This is a genomic window from Synechococcus sp. H55.10, from assembly GCF_047502715.1.
Taxonomy (GTDB): domain Bacteria; phylum Cyanobacteriota; class Cyanobacteriia; order Thermostichales; family Thermostichaceae; genus Thermostichus.
This window is the reverse complement of sequence record NZ_JANSJJ010000183.1, coordinates 37,716-58,529: the sequence shown is the minus strand read 5'-3', so window position 1 is coordinate 58,529 and position 20,814 is coordinate 37,716. Positions and strand designations below refer to the sequence as shown.

Sequence of the window (20,814 nt, the reverse complement as noted above, 5' to 3'; positions counted from 1 at the left end):
TCAATTGTCCAAGTAAACTCCCCTCTCCCGAAGGGAGAGGGGTTGGGGGTGAGGGATCCCTGCCTTACAGAGTGCTCAAGAAAGGTCTAGGACTCGTCCCGCAACTGTCAGAGAAGGGCTGGTCACCTCTGGAGCAAAAGCCTGGGCTGTCGGGAACCCCAAAAACGGGCTTTGCTCCACCGCCTGGGTGGAGAGAGTAAAGAGCGGATTGGAGAGGATCCCGGCAAAGATCGTGGCCACCAGCGTCAGCACCATGCCCACCCGCAAAGCCGGCATGCCTTCGGCCTGCCAGTTCGTCTCAGGGTAGTTTTGCACCGAAAGCGACATCTCCTGCGGCTCTTTTACCACCATGGTTTTCACCACCCGCACGTAGTAGTAGATGGAGATGACACTGGTCACCAAGCCCACCAGCACCAGCGTGTAAGCCCCTGCCTGCCAGCCGGCCCAGAAAAGATAGAGCTTGCCGAAAAAGCCCGCCAGCGGCGGCAACCCGCCCAGAGAGAGTAGACAAATGCTCAGGCAAAGGGTGAGGAAGGGATCCTTCTGATAGAGGCCGCTGTACTCGTTGATTTCGTCGGTGCCAGTCTTGAGGCTGAACAGGGTGACGCAGAGAAAGGCTCCCAGGTTCATGGCCAAATAGACCATCAGGTAAAAAATCAAGCTGGCATAGCCCGCTTCGGTGCCCGCCACCAACCCAATCAAGACAAAACCCGCCTGCCCAATGGAAGAATAGGCCAGCAGGCGCTTGAGGCGGGTTTGGGCGATGGCCACCACGTTCCCCAGCACCATGGTCAAAATGGCCAGCACCGAGAGCACCGCCCGCCACTCTTCCGTCATGGCCGGGAAGACGGTAGCCAAAAAGCGAATGGCCAGGGCAAAACCTGCCGCTTTGGATCCCACCGACAAAAAGGCCACCACCGGCGTCGGGGATCCCTCATAAACATCAGGAGTCCACTGGTGAAAAGGCACCGCCGCCAACTTAAAGCCAATGCCGCCCAGGCAGAACACCAAGGCAAGGATCCCCACCAGGCCGGCATTGGCCAGGTAGGGCGCGATGGCCGCCAATTGGGTCTGCCCCCCCGACAGGCCGTAGAGCAGCGACATGCCGTAGAGGAAGATGGCCGTGCTGCTGGCCCCCGTCAAAAGGTACTTCAGGGCTGCCTCGGAAGAACGCGGATCCCGCTTGGTGTAGCCAGCCATCAGGTAGCTGGCGATGCCCAGCGTTTCCAAGGAGACGAACACCATGATTAAATCCGTCGCCCCGGCGAGGAACATGCCCCCCAAGGTGGCCGTGAGCAGCAGCACATAAAACTCGCCAGTGGGTGTCCCCGCCTGGGCGATGTAGCGCTCCGCCATCATCACCGTCAGGGCCGCCGTCCCCACCACCAGGCCGCGGAAGAGAATGCTCACGGGATCCGCCGCAAAGCTGCCCAAGAAGCTCTCCAATTGGGGCTGCTGCCATTGCAACACCAAGGTCACCAAGGCTCCGATCAAGCCGAAGATGGAGAGGATCGGAAGATTTTTGCGCGCCGCCGACCCACCCACCAGATCCACCACCAAGACGATCAACAGCGTGAGGGTAACTACCACTTCCGGCCAGATAGCATCAGCATGCAGGTTTCCGGTTGGGGCGAAGACATCCATAGGAGAAGACTATGAAGAGAGGTTAACGGGATCCAAAGCCAGCATACCGCGATTTCTGGGCTCTCTTCTCTCTTCAGGCATGGCTTCTCCCAATTATCTCAATCAAGACTCTCAATGCTCAGGCCACTCTTGATCACAGCCCCGCTAGAGCTTGGCGCTAGAGGTGAGCACCAGTTTTAGGCGGGCGTGGATGAGATCCAAGTCCGCCAGCCCCAGGTCGATCTCGCCGTCGATGACAATGCCGGTGTGGATCAGCCGATCCAACAACTCCAGCAGGGATCCCTCGCCGTGGGGTTGGCCGGGGTAGTAGTCCCCCTGGCGGGGCAAGAGAGAGCCCAGATCTCCCAAGTCCAGGTTGAGATCCGCTGGGTCGATCTCCAGCAGGGCGCAGAGTTGCCGAATTTGCTGGCGCAGGGCTTGCAGGCTGCTGCCGGCCCGCTCAATTTGCTCTGCAGAGAGGCGATTGGCTTCCATCTGGCGTACCACCTGAGCTTCCATCAACTGCCGCAGCAGCTCCACCAAGGTCAGCACCAGCGAGGCCAAACCGGCTTCCGGGCGTTTCCGGCCAGGGGTGAAGTCTTCCGGGCTGGCCGGGCTGACAGCAAGGCGAGGGGAAGGAACAGGCAGGGCCAACCACTGCTCAAAGGGCTGGCAAAACTGTTCTAGGCTGAGCAAATGGAGACGGGGATCCCGAACGGACTCTTCCCGCTCCTCCGGCAGGTTGTAGCCCCAGTCGGCTAAAAACAAGAGCACCTGCTCCAGTTCCGGTACGCTCTGCACCTGGCGCAGCGTCTGCAGGCGATCCTCGACAAACCAGAGTTCCTCAGGCGCTACCTGGGTCGCTGCTAGCAGCCGCTGTAAGGTGGTGGCCTTGGGGGCCTGCACCTCCTTGCCCAGAATACGGTGGCGCGGCAGTTGGATCCCTTCGCGGAGCAAAAGCTGCTGGATAAACCGCCCCTCTTTGGTGCTGAGAATGGCCAGGCGCGGCTCTCCGGCAGCCTGGATCTGGCGCATCCAGGCCGTCACCCCTGGATAAAAGCGGTGCAGCCCCAGCCAGCCCTGGAGATCTTCTTCGATCCAGCGATCCCGCACCTTATCCAGGGCTTGGGCCAAAGCCCGCTCGGAAACCCCCGCCTGCTGCAACAACCGCTGACGCCAGCCGGGCCAGTCTTGGCGCAAAGCGTCCTCTGGGATCCCTTGCTGCAGCCCCCACAGCAGCAGAGGCATCTCCCAGCCGGTCTCGATTAGGGGTCGCAGGCGGTCGAAGGCAGGGCGCAATGGCTCCAACTGGGCAGGGGCCAAACCCCACACCTGACTACAAACTCGACAGGAAGAAGCAAAGTACTCCGCCCGTCCGTCGCAGAGCACGCCGTCAAAATCCAGAACTAGAATGCGGGGGGACACTCGCCGGGGCCTAGCGAACTCCATAACTGAGTCCCCCATAGAGCAAGTTGCAAAAATGGGGCCAGAGGCCAAGTTAATTTAACCAAACTGTTTCGCCGGATTGGCCCAACCTAGTCTGATTCCGAGATACGAACAGACTTGATCACAACCGGGTTCAAGGGGCGATCCTGAGGGCCTGTGGGCGCCGTGGCAATTTTATCCAACACGTCCTCCCCCTCGATCAGTTGGCCAAAGATCGTGTAGTTGGGCGGCAGCGGGTAGTCGGCATGCATGATGAAGAACTGGCTGCCATTGGTGTTGGGGCCGGCGTTGGCCATGGCCAAGGTTCCTCGCGCGTAGGAGCGCTGCACCGGCTCATCGGGAAAGCGGTAGCCTGGCCCGCCTCGCCCCGTGCCAGTGGGATCCCCGCCCTGAATCATGAAGCCCCGAATGACCCGGTGAAAGATGACGCCGTCGTAGAAGTGATCATTGGCCAAGAAGACAAAATTATTCACTGTCAGGGGAGCTTCCTGTGGGAACAGCTCCAAAACCATCGTGCCGGCGGTGGTCTCCAGCGTGGCTGTATAGGACTTGGCCGGGTCGATCACCATTGGCGGGGGACTGTTGTAGGTTTTCACGGTTTTGCCCAACTGTTGTGCCAGGAGCAAATCGTAAGAAGAATGCGGGCGGGCCAGAGCGGGAAGAAAGCCAGATCCCACCCAAAGCAGCACCGCCAGCACAGCTAGCTTCAACAGGTGGGCAACCCCTGAGGGCACGCGCATCTCTCTTGCCAGAAAGCTCCGCCCCTATCCTATCAGGATTTGTCCAGGCCCGCCCTTCGCTCGACAGGGATCAAGGCTTGGCTCGTCGCACCAGCCAGTAGCTGACGGAGAGAGCTAGCGTCGCTGCTGCCAGCCCAATGAGATCCAGGCCCCCCAGCTTCTCAAAATCGAAAATAATGATCTTGCGCGCCACCGCGATCAAAGAAGTCACAATCACCAGCTCTACCTGCACCACCTGCTTTTGCAAGTAGGCGGTAATGTTCTCCAGAATCTCCAGCGCGATCAGGATATTCAAAAAAAGGCCGAAGATCTCGATCAAAGTGGTGGAGAAAAAGCCAGTCGGCTCCTGCAGCAGATCGGCCACCAGGAAGCGGGCCAAATCCACCACGGCCACCCCAATCAGCCCGATCATCAAGATGGAAAGCAGCTTCGAGATCAGACTTTCTAGGCGGGTAATGGCCCGCAGAAAGGGATCCTCCTCTTCCGTTTCGTGAGGATTGTGCAAGAGCCACTTGAGAAACCGCATGCCACCTCCCTTTGACGACCCCATTATCTGCCCCAGACGTCTAGGAGGATCGGGATCCCTTGGAGCGATGGTTGCGACACCGCTCAGAACAGTATTTCACCTCCGGCCAACAGTCGGCCCACTTCTTGCGCCAGGTGAAGGGCCTGCCGCAGGTGAGACAGATTTTGCTCGGCAAATCCGACTTCTTCCGGTGGCGGGGCATGGCGCGCTGGAAACAACAACCCTTGGATAACTTAACCAGATAACTGCCCTGTGTTCTGCAACTGCAAGGCTTGCGGCCGGGAACGGTTGTGCAGGGCAGCTTGGATCAATCCCAAAAAGAGGGGATGGGGGCGGTTGGGGCGGGAGCGAAACTCGGGATGGAACTGGGTGGCAATGAAGAAAGGGTGGCTGGGCAGCTCGATGATTTCCACCAGGCGGTTATCGGGCGAGACGCCGCTGATGACGTAGCCGGAATCCAGCAATAGGCTGCGGTAGGCGTTGTTGAACTCGTAGCGATGGCGGTGCCGCTCGTAGACAATCGTTTCCCCGTAGAGCTTGGCCGCCAGGGTGTTGGGCAAGATGCGGCAGGGGTAGAGGCCCAGGCGCAGGGTTCCCCCCAAGTGCTCCACATCTTTCTGCTCTGGCAACAGGCTAATGACGGGGTGGGGGGTGTCGGGATCAAACTCGTAGCTGTTGGCCCGCTCTAGACCGGCAATGTGGCATCCCCAGTCGATCACCGCACACTGCATGCCTAGACACAGGCCTAGGAAGGGGATGCCCCGCTCGCGCACATGGCGGATGGTGGCCACCTTGCCCTCGATGCCCCGGCTGCCAAACCCCCCCGGCACCACCACGCCGTCCACACCGGCCAGCAGGGCTTCTGGCCCCCGCTCCTCAACTTCTTCAGAAGAGATCCAGCGCAAGGTAACGCCGGCATTGAGGGCCAGGCCCGCATGGCGCAGGGCTTCCGCCACTGAGAGGTAGGCATCGGTGAGGCGCACGTATTTGCCGACAATGGCAATTTCTACCCGCTCTTGAGGGTGGTGCAGCCGCTGCACCAAGAGCTCCCACTCGCGCAGGTCGGGCTGCTGCGGATCCAGGTTGAGGATCTGCAAAACTCGCTGCGCCAACCCTTCCTGCTCCAGCACCAAAGGCACATCGTAGATGCTGGGGGCATCCTGGGCCTGGATGACACATTCCACCGGCACGTCGCAAAACTCGGAGATCTTCTCCTTGAGGCCGCGGGGCAGGGGCTGCTCGCAGCGGCACACCAACACGTCCGGCTGAATCCCGATCGAGCGCAGCTCCTTGACCGAGTGCTGGGTGGGCTTGGTTTTCATCTCCCCCGCCGCCCTGATGAGAGGCACCAGGGTCACGTGCACGTAGGCCACATTGGCACGGCCCACATCTTTGCGAAATTGGCGGATGGCCTCCAAAAAGGGCAGCGACTCGATGTCCCCCACCGTGCCCCCCACCTCCACCAGCACCACGTCGGGGTTGGTCTCGCGCGCCACCCGCCGGATGCGCTCTTTGATCTCCTGCGTAACATGCGGGATCACCTGCACTGTGCTGCCCTGGTAGTCGCCCCGCCGCTCTTTGTGGATCACCGCCTGGTAAATGGCGCCGGTGGTGACGTTGTTGAGCTTGGACATGTTGGTGTCGGTGAAGCGCTCGTAGTGGCCCAAGTCCAGATCCGTCTCGGCGCCGTCGTCGGTGACGAACACTTCCCCATGCTGGTAGGGGCTCATGGTGCCGGGATCCACGTTGATGTAGGGATCCAGCTTTAAAATCGACACAGTGTAGTTGCGGGACTTGAGCAGACGCCCCAGGCTGGCCGCCACAATCCCCTTGCCAATGCTGGAGACGACTCCGCCGGTGACGAAGACAAACTTGGTCATACCCCGGATCCCTTGCCCTCTTCTGAATTATGCCAGGGATGGCGGGGATCCCATTAGCGCAGAGAACGGATGGGGCCGTTGTAGAGGATGGTGGTCTGGAAGGTGCGCCGATCCACCCGCACCTGGGTTTCGATGCTGGGCTGAGTAAAGCCAGGCTCGCCGCCGCGGAAGGTGAAGATCCAGGCATCTGCAAACTCTTCAAACGGCGCGTCGATGGCCGCCCCGTGCATAGAAGCTTCGGCGCGGTAGCGCTGCAAGCCCCCGTTGGCAATTTCAGCCGCTTGGCGGGCCAGGTTTTTGGCCCGGTTGAGATCGCGGAAGTAGCGGCTCACCTCTTCAAAACTGCCCCTGGGCAGCGGTCTCCGGGATCCAGGGGGGGCCGGTCGGGGTTGGGGATCCGGCACGATCGGCAGGGTGGGAATATCCTGGCTGGGGGGCAGCGGCTCCACCGGGATAGGAGTTCGGGAAGTTTCTGGGAAAAGAGGGGTGATCCCCTGTGCCTGGGCAGACAATAGGGATCCAGCCAAGCAGAGAGGGAAAATGAACTTCATGGGCAATTCCTGGCAAAGTTTTTGATCTAGCTGGAATTACTCTACTGAGTCTCTCTCCTCAAAAGCAGAGGGAAAAGCCTGCCCTCTGCTGCCAAGGACGGTCAAGGGCGGGGGCTGTCTGCGCACCCTCTCCCGGAGGTTGCTAGCATCCTTGAACAGGCTCCTTTGAAGAAGGGCTGCCCGCAAGAGCTGCTATGGAGTTCCTCGCAGTTGCGGCAAGCTGGGAGGGTGTCAACCACGTGAGGATGAAGATGGCCACCACAGATGCAATGACCCACGCGACAGACAGACCAAGGGATCCGGCTGAGCTCCCTCAGGAGGGATCCCTGCTGCTCCACGTGGGCGGCATGAGCTGTGCCGGCTGCGTTCGTACTGTCGAGCAAGTCTTGCTCAATCAGCCGGGGGTGGTCAAAGCCAGCGTTAATTTGGTTACCGAGTCGGCCCTTGTGGAATTTGCCCCTGGCAGCCGGCCTGACCCCGAGCATCTGGCCCGCATCTTGACAGAGGCGGGGTTTCCCAGCTCCTGCGCTGCCGATTCTCCCCAAGGTCGAGCTCCTTCCCCAGATGGATGGGATCATGCCCTGGACGCGCCCGCTGATCCCATCGCGCGGCAGCGGCGGCAAACCCAAGCCCAGATTCGCCAGGCCCTCACCGCCGCTTTTTTACTGCTCATCTCTGCTGCCGGCCACCTGGATCTGTTCGCCCGCCTGGGCTTGCCCGTCCTCAACGACGTCTGGCTGCACTGGGGGTTGGCGACGTTGACCTTCGTCGGCCCGGCCCGCAACCTTGTCCTGGACGGCTGGCGGGCGGCGCGGCGGCTGGCCCCCAACATGAACACCCTAGTCACCCTGGGATCCGGATCCGCCTACCTGGCCAGTTTGGTGGGGTTGTTGGCCCCGCAGGTGGGCTGGGAGTGCTTTTTCGACGAGCCGGTGATGCTGCTCAGCTTCATCCTGCTGGGGCGGGCCCTGGAGCAGCAGAGCCGTCTGCGGGCCGCCGGCAGCTTGCAGGCCTTGCTGAGCCTGCGCCCCAACTTGGCTCGCCGAGTGCCACCCCAAGAGACTGCGGGATCCCTGACCTCAGAGGGAGAGTGGTGCCCCCTCGAACAAGTGCAGGTGGGGGACTGGCTGCAGGTGCGGGCTGGCGAACAGATCCCGGTGGATGGAGAAGTGATTGCCGGCCAGGCCACGGTGGACGAGGGCATGCTCACCGGGGAATCCCTACCTGTATTCAAACAGCCAGGGGATCCGGTCGTGGCCGGGACGGTCAACCAATCGGGATTGCTGCTGTGTCGGGCTACGCGCACCGGCAAAGACACCACCCTGGCCCAGATCATCCGCCTGGTGGAAGAAGCCCAAGCCCGCAAGGCCCCCATCCAGAGCCTGGCCGACCGGGTGGCCGGTTACTTCACCTACGGCGTGGTGGCACTGGCTCTTCTCACCTTTGCCTTCTGGTACTGGATCGGGATCCCGCTCTGGGGAAGCGAGATCCTGATGGGGGTTGGTCTCCACTCCTCTCTGCACCTAGGGGATCACCCCCCCCATCCCACCCCTCTGCTCCATAGCCTTAAGCTGGCCATCTCAGTGCTGGTGGTGGCCTGCCCCTGCGCGCTGGGATTGGCTACACCAGTAGCCATTTTGGTGGGCACCGGACTGGGCGCGGAGCGGGGACTGCTCATCCGCGGCGGCGATGTCCTGGAGAAAACCCACCGCCTGCAAACAGTTGTCTTCGACAAAACCGGCACCCTCACCCAGGGGGATCCGCACCTAACGGATTGCCTTGCCCTCGACCCTGCCCTGGATCCGGCTCGGCTGCTGCAACTGGCGGCCACAGTAGAAAGCGGCACCCGCCATCCTCTGGCGCAAGCCATTTTGGGGGCCGCCCGCGAGCGGGGACTGCCCTTGCTTTCTGCCGACGAGTTTCACACCCAGCCGGGAGTGGGGGCCTCGGCGCGGGTGGAAGGGCAAGAGGTCCTCTTGGCCTCCCTAGAGAGGTTTGCCGCCCTGGGGATCCCGCTTTCTCCTGAAGCGCAGGCCCAAGCCAAGGCGCTGCTGGAAGCCGGCAAAACGGTGGTGGGCGTGGCCCTGAACAGATCCCTGGTGGGGCTGTTGGCGGTGCAGGATCCCTTGCGGCCCGATGCCCAGGCAACCCTGCAACAGCTCCAGAAAATGGGCCTGCAGGTGGTCTTACTGACTGGGGATCGGGCCGAGGTGGCCCAGCAGGTGGCCCAAGCTCTACAGGTGCCAGGGATCCGCGTCATTGCCGAGGTGCAGCCGGCAGATAAAGCCCAGGTTATCCGAGATCTGCAGGCCCAGGGCCAGAGAGTTGCCATGGTGGGCGATGGCATCAACGACGCTCCCGCCTTGGCCCAAGCCGATGTGGGCATGGCCCTGCACTCTGCCACCGCTGCCGCCCTAGAGACTGCCGATATCATCCTCATGCGCAACCGCCTCTGGGACGTCGTGGAAGCCATCCGCCTTAGCCGCGCCACCTTCCGCAAAATCCAGCAAAACCTCCTCTGGGCCTTCGCCTACAACCTGGTCGGGATCCCGGTGGCCGCCGGCGCGCTCCTGCCCGGATTCGGCCTCGGCCTCAGCCCCGCTCTAGCAGGCGGCCTCATGGCCTTCAGCTCCCTCAGTGTAGTCCTCAATTCGCTCCTTCTCAAGCGAACTTTTGTATTCAGTGGATCCTCTGATGGTCAGAGTTAAAAAGTGTTAAAAACTACAAATATCTCAACTGCTACCTGTTGCTGTTTCCGAAGTTTTGCTGGATTTCTGCCACAACTTCCGCTCCATTGAGGCCTAGAAAGTGGGAATTCTGGTTAAGTTTGATTGAAAAGATTAACTGGCTGTAACTTTTGAGCATCTAAGTGTAGAATTGGGCTCAAACTTGCCCGCAGTGATCCTACTTTGTACCTTGCTTAGCAAGGGAAAAACCGAGAAAATACTGAAAAGTCGGGATCCAATAGGTGGAGGGAGCGCGGAAACATGGCAATGCTCGGAGATCTTCAGGAATTTTCCCTAGCCGACCTGTTGCATTTGATGGAAAAAGGAAAGAAAACGGGCCAACTGTCAGTTTGGGCACCTACTGGCATTTATCGAGTTTGGCTGTATCAGGGGCGAGTGGTGGCGGCCTTGTCTCCCCAAGAAGAGCACCGGTTGGAGCGCTTGCTGGTGCGCTTAAACCTGGTCAGCGAGCAGGTGGTGGCGGAGTTAGCCTTCCTCTGCAGCTTGCAGGAGCCTCTAGGCCTTTGCCTGCAGCGGCAAGGGTTGATCTCGCCGGCAGCTCTGGCCAAGCTCTTCCGCCATCAACTGCAAGTGGGGCTCTACAGCCTCTTTGCCCTAGAAGCTGGCCAGTTTAGCTTTTTGCCCAACGTGCCCCTGCCCTACCGCGAGATGACCGGCCTAAGCAAAGGGGCCAGCGCCGTGGTTCTAGAAGCGCTGCAGCAGCTTCGGTTGGAGCAGCGCCCGGAAGAAAACCTGCCGCAGCCGGACAGCTACTTCTGGCGCACCAGCACCGAGCTGCCCTTGTACAAACTCTCGCCGCTGGAGTGGGCAATCCTAGAGCAGATTTCCCCCGCTCGTAACCTGGTTGAGTTGGCTCAATCCCTGAAGGCAGATCTCTTGGAAGTGCGCTATTCCTGTGCCCGCCTGGCCAAGTTGGGGCTCATCAGCCCCTGCGACAGCTCGGCGGCTTCACCCCAGCCTGCGCTCGCGGCGGCTTCTAAGCTTCTCCCCAACCCTCGGGAAGAGAAGGAGCTGGTTAAGCCTTCTTTGGTCAGCCGCCTCTCTACCCTCCTCAAAACCATTCGCGAAAAATAAGCCGGTAGGGTAAAATCTTATGGCATTTCCCCATGCCGGCTTTACGAAGTTAATTTAGGTAAAGATGAGCTGAATGGTTGTAACGGATCTAGATCAGAGCGACACAATAGTGATAGGAATTGATGCCAAAATCCTACGCAGCTCAATGCCTAGACCCTATCTCTCCAATGAAATCGTTCGTCAGTAAAATTGCTGCCAGGTTGAGTACTTGAGCGAAGATGGCTTTGCCGTCGCTACACGGTTGTTGTCTGGGAATCAGCGAATGAGAATGGTGGTGTCTTTGAGGATCCCTGAAAGCGCCAATACTCAACTTAAGGGAGGCTAAAGAATTGCTATGGCCATCGTTGGAGACCTCCAGGAATTTTCTTTGCCCGATCTGTTGCAACTGATCGAAAGGGGCAGCAAGACAGGGCAACTTTCCATCTGGGCCCCAAACGGCATCTACAAAATCTGGTTTTATCAAGGTCGGGTGATTGCGGCTCTGCCCCCCGAAGAGGAGCATCGCTTGGAGAGTTTGTTGGCCCGTTCCGGCCTGGTCAGCGAGCGGGTGGTGGAAAAGCTGGCTTCTTTCTGTGGACTGGAAGAGCCGCTGGGGCGGTGTTTGCAGCGGCAAGGGTTGATCTCACCGGCAGCTTTGGCCAAGCTCTTCCGCCACCAACTGCAGGTGGGTCTCTACAGCTTGTTTGCTCTGGAAGCGGGCCACTTCAGCTTCCTACCTAACTCACCTATGCCCTATCGGGAGATGACTGGCCTGAGCAAGGGGGCCAGTGCTGTGGTTCTGGAAGGGCTACAGCAGCTTAAGCTCGATCAGTTTCCTGAGGAGAACCTGCCGCAGCCGGACAGCTATTTCTGGCGCACCAGCACTGAGCTGCCCCTGTACAAGCTCTCTGCCTTGGAGTGGGGGATCCTGGAGCAGGTTTCACCTTCGCGCCGGCTGACTGACTTGGCCCGGCTGCTGGGGGCAGATCTTCTGGAAGTTCGCTATGCCTGCGCCCGCCTGGCCAAGCTGGGGCTCATCAGCCCCTGTGACAGACCAACGGCCATTGTTCCCTCTTCGCCTCTGGTTTTCTCAGATAAGTCGGCAGCGGTGGCAGACAGTTTGGAATTGGAAGCTGCGAAAGAAAAGCTGGGCACTAAGTCTTTCCAGGAAGGAGGCGACCGGGTCAAGCCCTCACTGGTTGCGCGACTGGCTACTTTACTGAAGGGAGTCCGTGATAAGTGAGAGGGTTTTGTGGCAGTATCTTCTGCAGCGGGCAGGATCATCAGTAACCGTAAAGTGGGCGGGAAGATGATAAAAAGACTTGAAAGCGGGGAGAGAAAGGATGGCTAATTTATCCTCTTTGCAGGCAATTCTCCAGAACTACGTTTCCAGCACGCCAGAAATTCAAGGAGCGGCTGTGGTCACTCCTGATGGGCTACCCTTGGCATCCACATTGCCCATAGGCATGGACGAGGAAAGAACCTCGGCCATGTCTGCTGCCATGCTTTCTTTGGGGGAGCGGATTGGGAAAGAGTTGGGTCGTGGGACCATAGAGAGAATCTTTGTGCAGGGAGAAAAAGGATACGGAGTTTTAGCCAGTTGCGGCCCCGATGCTGTCTTGCTGACGATTGCCAGCGCTGAGGTAAAGCAGGGCTTGCTGTTTTTGGAGATGAAGCGTGTGGCAGCAAGCATTGCGGAAGCCATGAAGTAGAGAGGCTAAGTGGGGAAGCTAAGTTTGATTTTGACTTGATTTTGAGGGAACTATGGCTATCAAACCTCTGGAGCTGCTGCAAGTCCTGATGTCGCGCACCCAATTTACAGATGAAGATAAGAGGATTTTGCAGCAGAGTGCCGACTGGGGCAGCAGCATCGCCGCAGAAATGTCGGATGCCTTTTACGGCTATTTGGATCGCGATGCCGAGATGGCGGCTGTCATTGCCAAGCATAACCGGCAGCGGCTGGGCCAGACTTTTGCCGACTGGTTTAAGGAAATGTTCACAGGCATGGATAACTGGGGCCCCCAGTATGCCGAGCGCCGCTGGAAAATCGGCCTAGTTCATGTGCGGGTTGGCATCGGCCCTCAACACGTGGTGCCGGCTATGGCTACGGTTGTGCAGGAGGTGAGCCGCCGGCTGGTCAAAGAGGGCAAGCCCGAGCAGCTGCGGATGAGTCTAAGCAAAGTTTGTATGATCGACCTTTCCTTTATTGAGCAAGCCTATCTTGAGGTGGCCTATAACGCTGTTCAGCAAGAAACGGGCATGAGCGAGGCTTTGTTTAAACGCCTGATCGCTACCAGCTTAGCTTCCTCTTAAATATTTATTAAGCTTGTACAGGCGGGTCTGCGCTGGGGGCTTACGACTGAGGCTAACTATGGACAATATTCTCCGCATTGTTGTAACCGGGCCGGTGGGGGCTGGAAAGTCCACTTTTATCCGCACCATTAGCGAGATCGAAGTGGTCGACACGGATCGCAAGGCCACCGATGAGGTGGCAGAACTTAAGAAGAGCACAACGGTCAGCATGGACTTTGGCCGCCTGAGAATTGGCGAAGAGGGAGAAGAGATGTGGCTGCATCTCTACGGCACCCCCGGCCAGGCCCGTTTTAGCTTTATGTGGGATATTTTGATCAAGCGCGCCCATGGGTACATCCTTTTGGTGCCCGCCCACTTGCCCGGACAGTTTCGCAATGCCCAGGCCATCCAAGCTTTTATGAAGGCGAGGACAAATGTCCCCTCGGTTATCGGGATCACCCATGTCGATCACCCCAATGCCTGGGATCCAGAAGATATTTTGTTGCTTTTGAACCCTCAAGATGGCTCAATTCCCTACGCCACGTTGAATGCCCAAGAGCCGGCTTCTGTTGCCAACACACTGCTTCTGCTGGTCGAGCAACTGATGGCTCAGGTGGTTGTCTGAGGGGATCCCTGCTGTGCTGCTTCTCGATTGCTCTCCCCTGACCCTTTCTTCAGAGGAAGCGCGGGAGAAACTCTTGTATCTCCTTGCTCAACTGGCTTACCGGGAGGGATCTTTTACTCTCACGTCTGGGCAACAGAGCCCCTACTACATCAACTGCAAGCCGGTCACCCTTCATCCCCAGGGTGCCTACCTGGTGGGATCCCTGCTCCATCGGCTGTTGCCTCCCGAAACCGAAGCTGTGGCCGGGATGACGCTGGGGGCGGATCCGCTGGTGACGGCGGTGAGCCTGGCTTCTCTGCACGCTGAGCCTGCCAACCTACCTGCCCTGATCGTGCGCAAAGAGCCCAAAGGTCACGGCACCCAGGCCTGGATTGAGGGGCCGGAGTTGCCGGCGGGCAGCCGGGTGTGGATCTTGGAAGATGTGGTGACCACCGGCGGCTCGGCCTTGAAGGCTGTCGAGCGGGTGCGGGCAGCAGGTTATCAGGCGGAAGGGATCCTGGCGCTGGTGGATCGGCTGGAAGGGGCAGAAGACCGCTGCCGCGAGATGGGGATCCCGTTTCGTCGCCTGTTTACCCTGGAAGAGGTGCGGGCTTTGTCCTTTGCCGGGGAATCGAAAGGCCGGCTGGCCCGCTAAGGTGGTATGGAGTGTCTGGAGAGAGGGGGATGCTGCCGCCTGCCTACTCAGCTCTGCCCAGCCGCGAGCTGCCGAGCCTGCCGGATCAGGCGCGGGTGGCCGTCTACGTGGTCATGAACATCGAGCACTTCACCTTCGGCAGGCTGGGCACGGCCATTCAACCCCATCTCACCAGCTCTCCTGAGATCGCCAACTACGGCTGGCGGGACTACGGCAATCGGGTGGGCATTTGGCGCTTGTTTGAGCTGTTTGCCGAGCTGGGGATCCCGGTAACTGCCGCCCTGAACGCGGAAATGGTAGAGCTTTACCCCCCCATCATCGAAGGGATCCGCCACTACGGCTGGTCGGTGCTGGCCCATGGCTGGAACAACTCCACCGGCCACAGCGGCCTGGCCCGCGCAGCCGAACAAGAGCTGATCGAGCGCAGCTTGTCCCTGTTGGAGCAGGTTTCGGGCTCCCGGCCTTGGGGCTGGCTGACGCCGGGGTTTTCCGTTAGCGAGAACACCTTTGACTTGCTCAAGGCTGCCGGGATCCGCTACACCACCGACTGGGTGAACGACGATCAACCCTATTGGTTCCCGACTGCCGCCGGCCCCCTCTTGGGGATCCCCTATACGCTAGAGGCCAATGACATCAGCCTCTGTCTCAGCGCCCGCCTGCCGGCAGAAACCTTTGCCCAAGCGCTCATCGACCAGTTCGACCGCCTCTGGCAGGATGGGGAACGCTCCCCCCGCATCATGGCCATTGGCCTGCACCCCTTCATCGTCGGGCAGCCTCTGCGCATGGGATCCCTGAAAAAAGCGCTGCAGCACATCCAATCCCGTCCCCACACTTGGCTCACCACCGGCGATGGCCTCTACAACTGGTATGCCCAAGCCTGCCCTGCACCTGAGATGGCCTGACGGGATCCCGGCACCTTTGCAACTTGGTTGGGACTTTGTCTCCTCTGGAGCTGTCCATCGGGCTGCAAAAGTGACACGATAGGCGGTGAAACCACTCAGGGCAAAAAGGCTTAGCCATGCGCATGGGCAGACTCAGCGGGATCCTCTTGCACCCCACCTCGCTACCGGGATCCTTTGGCATTGGCGATCTGGGGCCGGCTGCTTACCGGTTTGTGGATTTTCTGGTGGAGAGCGGCCAGCGCCTCTGGCAGGTGCTGCCTCTGGGGCCCACCGGCTGGGGCAACTCCCCCTACATGAGCTTTTCTGCCATTGCCGGCAACCCGCTGCTGATTAGCCCAGAGCTGCTGGTCAAAGCCGGTTGGCTGGAACCCAACGGCTGGCAGGATCTGCCCCAATGGCCGGCCATCCAGGCGGGGAATGGCGAGCGGGTGGACTACGAAGCCGTGATCCCCTTCAAGCTGGGCTTGTTGCGCCGCGCCTGGGCCACTTTCAAAGACAAGGCCACCGCCGCCGACTGGGAAGCCTTTCAAGCCTACTGTGCTGCCGAGGCCGACTGGCTGCCGGACTACGCTCTGTTCATGGCCCTCAAAGAGGTGTATGGTGACCAGGAGTGGACCCAATGGGATCCGGCCCTGGCACAACGGGATCCCCTGGCCTTGCAAGAGGCCCGCGACCGCTATGCCGATGCCATTACCCAACAGATGTTTTGGCAATACCTATTTGCCCAACAGTGGGGATCCCTGCGGGAGTATGCCCATCGGCATCAGGTGCGGCTGATCGGCGACTTGCCCATCTATGTCGCCCCCAACAGTGCCGATGTGTGGGCCAACCGCGAGCTGTTTCACCTGGATGAGCAGGGACGGCCCCTGCAGGTAGCCGGCGTGCCCCCCGACTATTTCAGCCCCACTGGGCAGCGCTGGGGTAACCCTCTCTACAACTGGGAGGTGCTCAAGGCTCGCGGCTACGACTGGTGGATCCGGCGCATCCAGGCCATTCTCAAGCAGGTGGATTGCGTCCGCATCGACCACTTCCGCGGCTTCGAGAGCTACTGGGCCATCCCTGGCGAGGCGGAAACAGCAGTAGAAGGCGAGTGGCAGAAAGGGCCGGGGGCCGACTTCTTTCAGGCGTTGGCCGACCGGCTGGGGGAAATTCCGGTGATTGCCGAAGACCTGGGGGACATCACACCGGAAGTGTTGCAACTGCGGGATCAATTTGGCTTGCCCGGCATGAAAGTGCTGCTCTTTGCCTTTGGCTCGGGGCCCGATAACCCCTATTTGCCCCATAGCTATGAGCGCAACTTCGTCGTCTATACCGGCACCCACGACAACAACACCGTGGTGGGCTGGTTTCATGACCCAGAACGCCCGGAGTGGGAAAAACAAAATCTGTTGCGCTACCTGGGCTGCCAGGGATCTGACGGCATCCACTGGGATCTGATTCGCCTGGCCCTGGCTTCCGTGGCCGACCTGGCCATCATTCCCCTGCAGGATGTGATGGGCCTGGGGGCAGAGGCGCGCATGAACTTCCCCGGCAGGGCCGAGAACAACTGGGCCTGGCGCTACCGCGAGGAGATGCTGCGGCCGGAGCTGGCCCAGCGGCTGGCGGAGCTGAGCGTCACCTACGGGCGCATCTCCCCGCAAGACTTGGAGCAGCGGCGGGCAGCCTTGGCCCAAGAGCGGGCAACAGGGTCTTCTCAAACTACCCCCAACTTTTCCTGAGCTGCTGAAAAATCCTGGGTATCTCCCATCAGCAGTTCCAGACGCTCTTCAGTGGCCTCTTTGGGCGCGAGTTCGCCCACAAGGCGGCCCTTACGAATCACCAATAAATGAAATAAAGCGCTGATTCATCATGTTGCTTCCCAGCCGAATAAAGCAGGGCTGTGGCTCCTGATAGCTGCTATTGTCTGCAGGGCTCCTTCATCTGGTCTGACCAGCCCACAAACGACTAATGATGCAACATCCAGGGTCGCCCACAAGATTGGAGTCGATACCTTCGGGAGTTTGAGTCAGAGTTTGAGTGCTGTTCCCGCCTGATCAACTTAGGTTCTCTTTCACCCTTTGGAGCTGGCAAGGAACTAGAAAGTTGAATCATGGGAACCGAAATAAGACGCTTACCCACTTGCTTACAAGTGGGGCAGTACGCTGGATCCCGGTATTGAGACAGAGGTCGCCATAACTCAAACTCACCACAGCTTTGACACTTAAACTCATACAGGGGCATCTTCTTACTCCAACACTTGAGAAAGATATCAAGATGGCTCGAAACATCTAAGAACAGCTAAGGATTTACCTGGGTAGGATATCTATCTCGAAGATTTGTGTAGGAACGGCCACCGTACAGCAAGCATTAGGAATATCGACGATCCCGCTCACCCTGCCCTCCACGGGTGCAGAACTAAGCAGGAGATAAGCTTGTTCTCCCGTAAAGCCAAACTTTTTCAGATATTCGATGGCATTTAAGCAGGCACGTCGGTAAGCAATGTGAACATCCATATAATGTTGCTTACCTGTAAACTCGTCCACAGAAATGCCCTCAAAGACAAGATATTCTGAGTAACGCGGCTCTACAGGGCCAGGCTTAAAGATGGGATTAACCAATCCGTACTTCTCAACGCCACCCTTAATTAGATCAACATGGAGATCGATATAGCCTGACATTTCAATGGCGCCACAAAAAGAGATCTCTCCGTCCCCTTGTGAGAAGTGAATATCTCCCATCGACAGCTTGGCACCCTCCACGTAAACCGGAAAGTAGATCCGTGTTCCCTTAGACAAGTTTTTGATATCGCAGTTACCGCCGTGCTCCCGTGGGGGCACCGTCCGGGCCGCTTCGGCAGCAACCCGCTCATACTCTGACTTGGGCAGGGTTCCCAAAATCGCGTTCTTGGGATTGGGCAAGGCGGCCAGCACAGGCTGATTACCAGATAGGCCCGCGCCGTAAGTGCGCAAATCAGGAGCCGAAGCAACCAGCTCAGCCTCCCGCTTGTTCCAAGTTGCCAGCAACTTGTGGGATGGAGCGCAGCCGATGAGGCCAGGGTGGATAATGCCGGCAAAGCGCACATGAGGAATGTGTCTGGAAGTGGTGTAAATACCCTGAAAATCCCAGATGGCCTTGGCCGCATTGGGAAAATGATCGGTGAGGAATCCTCCGCCATTTTCTTTGGCAAAAATACCTGTAAACCCCCACTCGTCTCCCGGCAGTGGCCCAATGTCCAGCAGATCGACGATCAGGATATCTCCAGGCTGGGCGCCGTTAACCCAAATAGGCCCACTTAAAACATGAACAACACTTAGGTCAACCTGCTCAATGTCGGAAGGATCATCGTTGTTCTTAATTTGTCCATCCGTCCAGTCTTTACACTCAATTCGGAAGACTTCGCCGGGGTTCACAGAAACCACCGCAGGGATGTCAGGATGCCAGCGGTTGTGACCTGGCAGATCCTGTTGATCCATCGGCTTGGTCAGGTCAACTTTAAACAGCGTTTTGGGCATCGGATCTATCCTTGAGCCGTCGCTCTGGAGTCAGGCTGCAGATGCCTAAAAGTGTATCTCCGATGAAGGAAGCAATACTGTAGTAAGGGCTACAGTTGATAGTGCTGTTGTCTACAATCGTATGGGCAGGAGAACGGCTTAGATCGACAGGCTGTTTCACCTCGGTTCAAAGTGACTATAGTCATTGCAAACGGTTATGAAACAGCTTGCTGGTTGATCTCTAGCTCCCCTCTCCCCTTGCGGGAGAGGGGTCGGGGGTACCAACACCCCCTGCCGGCAAAGGCGAACGCGTCAGCGGCGCGGAGCGCTTGGGACGGCAGCGAAGAGTCTTAACCTTGTTTGAAACGACTATGGACATTTCAACCAGATTCAAACGAGAAGCTGCTGCTGGAACAGGTAGCCTAACCGCCGCTAGTCCAGCGCTCGCGCCTGGGCCAGGAACTCCGCCACCGTCAGGGATCCCAGGTCTTGGCCGTGGCGCTGGCGCACGCTCACTGTGCCGGTTGCCTGTTCTTGTTCTCCCACAATGAGCATGAAGGGGATCCTGGCCTTCTCGGCGTTGCGGATCTTTTTGGGCAGGCGGTCGCTGTCGGCATCGATGTGGACGCGGATCCCCTGTTCCCGCAGGTGATCCCGCACCTGGGTGGCATAGCCCAGGTATTGGTCGGAAACGGGCAAAATGCGCACCTGTTCCGGTGCCAGCCAGAAAGGAAAATCCCCGGCATATTCCTCGATGAGGATCCCAATGAGCCGCTCCAGCGAGCCAAAGGGAGCGCGGTGGATCATCACCGGCCGCTGCCGGGATCCGTCTTCGGCTACATAGTACAAATCAAAGCGCTGCGGGTTTTGATAATCCACCTGCACCGTGCCCAACTGCCACTCCCGATCCAGCGCGTCGCGGAAAATAAAGTCCAGCTTTGGCCCGTAGAAAGCCGCCTCCCCGATCCCTTCAAAATGCGGCATTGATAGCTTCTCCACCGCTCGCCGAATGGCATTTTCGGCCATGTCCCACTCTTCCGGGGATCCCAGGTATTTATCGGATTTGGGATCGCGGAAGCTGAGGCGGGCGCGAAAATCCTTGAGTCTGAGCTTCTCGAAAACAACCAGAATGAGATCGACAACCTTGAGAAACTCTTCTTCCAATTGATCGGTGCGGACAAACAAATGGGCGTCGTCCACTGTGAAGCCGCGAACGCGAGTTAACCCTCCCAGCTCTCCCGATTGTTCGTAGCGATAGACGGTGCCGAATTCGGCATAGCGCAGCGGCAAATCGCGGTAGGAGCGCAGCTCCGATTTATAGATTTGGATGTGAAAAGGGCAGTTCATCGGCTTCATGACAAAGCCCTGCTCCGCCGCCCGCGCCTGCTCATTCTCCGCCATCATAGGGAACATGTCTTCCCGATACTTTTGCCAGTGGCCGGAGATCTTGAACAGATCCACGCGGGCGATGTGGGGCGTCACCACCGGCAGATAGCCCCGCTTGAGCTGCTCCTGCTTGAGAAAATCCTCCAGCACCCAGCGCAGGGTAGTTCCTTTGGGGGTCCAAAGGGGCAGGCCCGGCCCCACCTCGTCGGAAAAGATGAAAAGGCCCAGCTCCTTGCCCAGCTTGCGGTGATCCCGCCGTTTGGCCTCTTCCAGCCGCCGCTTGTATTCCTTCAGCTCCTCCGGCGTCTCCCAGGCGGTGCCGTAGATGCGTTGAAGCTGGGGCTTGGTCTCGTCCCCCCGCCAATAGGCGCCGGCCACGCTGAGCAGGTCAAAAGCTTTGGGGTTGATCTCCTTAGTGTTTTCCACGTGGGGGCCGGCACAGAGATCCCACCACTCGTCCCCCAGATGGTAGATGGTGATCGGCTCGCCTTCGGGGATGCTGTCCAGGATCTCCAACTTGTAAGGCTCGCCGAGGGCTTCAATGCGGCGCCTGGCTTCTTCCCGGCTCACCTCCTCGCGGATCACCCGCAATCCTTTCTTGATGATCGCCTGCATCTCTTTTTTGATGCGCTCCAGATCTTCCGGCGTGAAGGGCTGGGGATGGTCAAAGTCGTAGTAGAAGCCGTAGTCGGTCGTCGGGCCGATGGTGACCTGGGCCTTGGGAAACAGCTTTTGCACCGCCATCGCCAAAACGTGGGAGGTGGTGTGGCGGATGCGCTCCAGCTTGGGAGATTCGTGGGTACGCAGCAGCTTGAGAGGGCTGTTGGCCTGCTGAGGCGACGCGGCTGGTTGAGACATCGGAACCCGCTTAACGACAAAAAAACGACTATCCGTGTCCCTATCTTAGGCTGAGCCCAGGGCAGACGGGATCCCAGGCAG

19 protein-coding genes are annotated in these 20,814 nt (G+C 59.0%); 9 read left to right on the top strand and 10 right to left on the bottom strand.

The annotated features are described in order from the left end of the window. Nucleotides 1-75: 75 nt before the first annotated feature. From NW858_RS11125 to NW858_RS11095, 7 genes are all read right to left on the bottom strand, one after another. Nucleotides 76-1,644 (bottom strand): NAD(P)H-quinone oxidoreductase subunit N, encoded by a 1,569-nt coding sequence (locus tag NW858_RS11125; protein WP_414520504.1) that lies wholly within the window; start codon nucleotides 1,642-1,644, stop codon nucleotides 76-78. A 144-nt stretch (nucleotides 1,645-1,788) separates the two neighbouring features. Continuing rightward, entirely contained in the window at nucleotides 1,789-3,072 is a 1,284-nt protein-coding gene (gene gvpJ, locus NW858_RS11120; protein WP_414520503.1) for a gas vesicle protein GvpJ, read from the bottom strand. Between the two features lie 86 nt (nucleotides 3,073-3,158). Beyond that, the gene (locus tag NW858_RS11115) at nucleotides 3,159-3,638 is read right to left on the bottom strand and encodes a peptidylprolyl isomerase (RefSeq protein WP_414520517.1); all 480 of its coding nucleotides are present in this window, start codon (nucleotides 3,636-3,638) and stop codon (nucleotides 3,159-3,161) included. A gap of 241 nt (nucleotides 3,639-3,879) precedes the next feature. Continuing rightward, on the bottom strand, nucleotides 3,880-4,335 hold the full coding sequence (locus NW858_RS11110; protein ID WP_414334740.1) for a phosphate-starvation-inducible PsiE family protein: 456 nt from the start codon (nucleotides 4,333-4,335) through the stop codon (nucleotides 3,880-3,882). Between the two features lie 40 nt (nucleotides 4,336-4,375). Next, entirely contained in the window at nucleotides 4,376-4,537 is a 162-nt protein-coding gene (locus tag NW858_RS11105; RefSeq protein ID WP_414334739.1) for a DUF2256 domain-containing protein, read from the bottom strand. Nucleotides 4,538-4,568: 31 nt separating this feature from the next. Further along, entirely contained in the window at nucleotides 4,569-6,215 is a 1,647-nt protein-coding gene (locus tag NW858_RS11100; RefSeq protein WP_414520502.1) for a CTP synthase, read from the bottom strand. A gap of 53 nt (nucleotides 6,216-6,268) precedes the next feature. After that, the gene (locus tag NW858_RS11095) at nucleotides 6,269-6,766 is read right to left on the bottom strand and encodes a hypothetical protein (protein WP_414520501.1); all 498 of its coding nucleotides are present in this window, start codon (nucleotides 6,764-6,766) and stop codon (nucleotides 6,269-6,271) included. Between the two features lie 251 nt (nucleotides 6,767-7,017). Here NW858_RS11095 and NW858_RS11090 point away from each other — a divergent pair, with 251 nt between their 5' ends. The 9 genes from NW858_RS11090 (at nucleotide 7,018) to malQ (ending at nucleotide 16,737) form a co-directional block, all read left to right on the top strand. Further along, nucleotides 7,018-9,474 (top strand): heavy metal translocating P-type ATPase, encoded by a 2,457-nt coding sequence (locus tag NW858_RS11090; protein WP_414520500.1) that lies wholly within the window; start codon nucleotides 7,018-7,020, stop codon nucleotides 9,472-9,474. A 279-nt stretch (nucleotides 9,475-9,753) separates the two neighbouring features. Next, nucleotides 9,754-10,587, top strand: a complete 834-nt coding sequence (locus NW858_RS11085; protein WP_414520499.1) for a DUF4388 domain-containing protein — start codon at nucleotides 9,754-9,756, stop codon at nucleotides 10,585-10,587. 334 nt (nucleotides 10,588-10,921) lie between these two features. Continuing rightward, a complete protein-coding gene (locus tag NW858_RS11080; RefSeq protein WP_414509907.1) occupies nucleotides 10,922-11,809 on the top strand; it encodes a DUF4388 domain-containing protein in 888 nt (295 codons plus the stop codon). Nucleotides 11,810-11,909: 100 nt separating this feature from the next. Continuing rightward, nucleotides 11,910-12,278, top strand: a complete 369-nt coding sequence (locus NW858_RS11075) for a roadblock/LC7 domain-containing protein (protein WP_414334733.1) — start codon at nucleotides 11,910-11,912, stop codon at nucleotides 12,276-12,278. 52 nt (nucleotides 12,279-12,330) lie between these two features. Continuing rightward, nucleotides 12,331-12,879: a protoglobin domain-containing protein gene (locus tag NW858_RS11070; protein WP_414334732.1), complete on the top strand. Its 549-nt coding sequence runs from the start codon at nucleotides 12,331-12,333 to the stop codon at nucleotides 12,877-12,879. 58 nt (nucleotides 12,880-12,937) lie between these two features. Next, complete coding sequence (locus NW858_RS11065) at nucleotides 12,938-13,483, top strand: GTP-binding protein (RefSeq protein ID WP_414347722.1); 546 nt, start codon at nucleotides 12,938-12,940, stop codon at nucleotides 13,481-13,483. Between the two features lie 13 nt (nucleotides 13,484-13,496). Further along, nucleotides 13,497-14,117 (top strand): orotate phosphoribosyltransferase, encoded by a 621-nt coding sequence (gene pyrE / locus NW858_RS11060; RefSeq protein WP_414334730.1) that lies wholly within the window; start codon nucleotides 13,497-13,499, stop codon nucleotides 14,115-14,117. A gap of 29 nt (nucleotides 14,118-14,146) precedes the next feature. Further along, nucleotides 14,147-15,019, top strand: coding sequence for a polysaccharide deacetylase family protein (locus NW858_RS11055; RefSeq protein WP_414509904.1), 873 nt, complete (start codon nucleotides 14,147-14,149; stop codon nucleotides 15,017-15,019). Between the two features lie 116 nt (nucleotides 15,020-15,135). Further along, entirely contained in the window at nucleotides 15,136-16,737 is a 1,602-nt protein-coding gene (gene malQ / locus NW858_RS11050) for a 4-alpha-glucanotransferase (RefSeq protein ID WP_414426865.1), read from the top strand. Nucleotides 16,738-16,963: 226 nt separating this feature from the next. Here malQ and NW858_RS11045 read toward each other — a convergent pair whose 3' ends face one another. The 3 genes from NW858_RS11045 to thrS form a co-directional block, all read right to left on the bottom strand. Next, a complete protein-coding gene (locus NW858_RS11045) occupies nucleotides 16,964-17,239 on the bottom strand; it encodes an FmdB family zinc ribbon protein (protein WP_414347726.1) in 276 nt (91 codons plus the stop codon). Nucleotides 17,240-17,304: 65 nt separating this feature from the next. Next, entirely contained in the window at nucleotides 17,305-18,510 is a 1,206-nt protein-coding gene (fmdA, locus tag NW858_RS11040; RefSeq protein WP_414334726.1) for a formamidase, read from the bottom strand. Nucleotides 18,511-18,921: 411 nt separating this feature from the next. Next, nucleotides 18,922-20,733, bottom strand: a complete 1,812-nt coding sequence (thrS, locus tag NW858_RS11035; RefSeq protein WP_414520498.1) for a threonine--tRNA ligase — start codon at nucleotides 20,731-20,733, stop codon at nucleotides 18,922-18,924. Nucleotides 20,734-20,814: the final 81 nt, after the last annotated feature.

What these genes read in the sequence shown, in the direction of transcription:
- NW858_RS11055 (WP_414509904.1), top strand. Translation starts at nt 14,147, where the DNA reads ATGCTGCCGCCTGCCTACTCAGCTCTGCCCAGCCGCGAGCTGCCGAGC.
- NW858_RS11090 (WP_414520500.1), top strand. Translation starts at nt 7,018, where the DNA reads ATGGCCACCACAGATGCAATGACCCACGCGACAGACAGACCAAGGGAT.
- NW858_RS11065 (WP_414347722.1), top strand. Translation starts at nt 12,938, where the DNA reads ATGGACAATATTCTCCGCATTGTTGTAACCGGGCCGGTGGGGGCTGGA.
- NW858_RS11085 (WP_414520499.1), top strand. Translation starts at nt 9,754, where the DNA reads ATGGCAATGCTCGGAGATCTTCAGGAATTTTCCCTAGCCGACCTGTTG.
- NW858_RS11045 (WP_414347726.1), bottom strand. Translation starts at nt 17,239, where the DNA reads ATGCCCCTGTATGAGTTTAAGTGTCAAAGCTGTGGTGAGTTTGAGTTA.
- gvpJ (WP_414520503.1), bottom strand. Translation starts at nt 3,072, where the DNA reads ATGGAGTTCGCTAGGCCCCGGCGAGTGTCCCCCCGCATTCTAGTTCTG.
- NW858_RS11100 (WP_414520502.1), bottom strand. Translation starts at nt 6,215, where the DNA reads ATGACCAAGTTTGTCTTCGTCACCGGCGGAGTCGTCTCCAGCATTGGC.
- NW858_RS11105 (WP_414334739.1), bottom strand. Translation starts at nt 4,537, where the DNA reads ATGCCCCGCCACCGGAAGAAGTCGGATTTGCCGAGCAAAATCTGTCTC.
- thrS (WP_414520498.1), bottom strand. Translation starts at nt 20,733, where the DNA reads ATGTCTCAACCAGCCGCGTCGCCTCAGCAGGCCAACAGCCCTCTCAAG.
- malQ (WP_414426865.1), top strand. Translation starts at nt 15,136, where the DNA reads ATGCGCATGGGCAGACTCAGCGGGATCCTCTTGCACCCCACCTCGCTA.
- NW858_RS11125 (WP_414520504.1), bottom strand. Translation starts at nt 1,644, where the DNA reads ATGGATGTCTTCGCCCCAACCGGAAACCTGCATGCTGATGCTATCTGG.
- NW858_RS11095 (WP_414520501.1), bottom strand. Translation starts at nt 6,766, where the DNA reads ATGAAGTTCATTTTCCCTCTCTGCTTGGCTGGATCCCTATTGTCTGCC.
- fmdA (WP_414334726.1), bottom strand. Translation starts at nt 18,510, where the DNA reads ATGCCCAAAACGCTGTTTAAAGTTGACCTGACCAAGCCGATGGATCAA.
- NW858_RS11080 (WP_414509907.1), top strand. Translation starts at nt 10,922, where the DNA reads ATGGCCATCGTTGGAGACCTCCAGGAATTTTCTTTGCCCGATCTGTTG.
- NW858_RS11110 (WP_414334740.1), bottom strand. Translation starts at nt 4,335, where the DNA reads ATGCGGTTTCTCAAGTGGCTCTTGCACAATCCTCACGAAACGGAAGAG.
- NW858_RS11075 (WP_414334733.1), top strand. Translation starts at nt 11,910, where the DNA reads ATGGCTAATTTATCCTCTTTGCAGGCAATTCTCCAGAACTACGTTTCC.
- NW858_RS11115 (WP_414520517.1), bottom strand. Translation starts at nt 3,638, where the DNA reads ATGGTGATCGACCCGGCCAAGTCCTATACAGCCACGCTGGAGACCACC.
- NW858_RS11070 (WP_414334732.1), top strand. Translation starts at nt 12,331, where the DNA reads ATGGCTATCAAACCTCTGGAGCTGCTGCAAGTCCTGATGTCGCGCACC.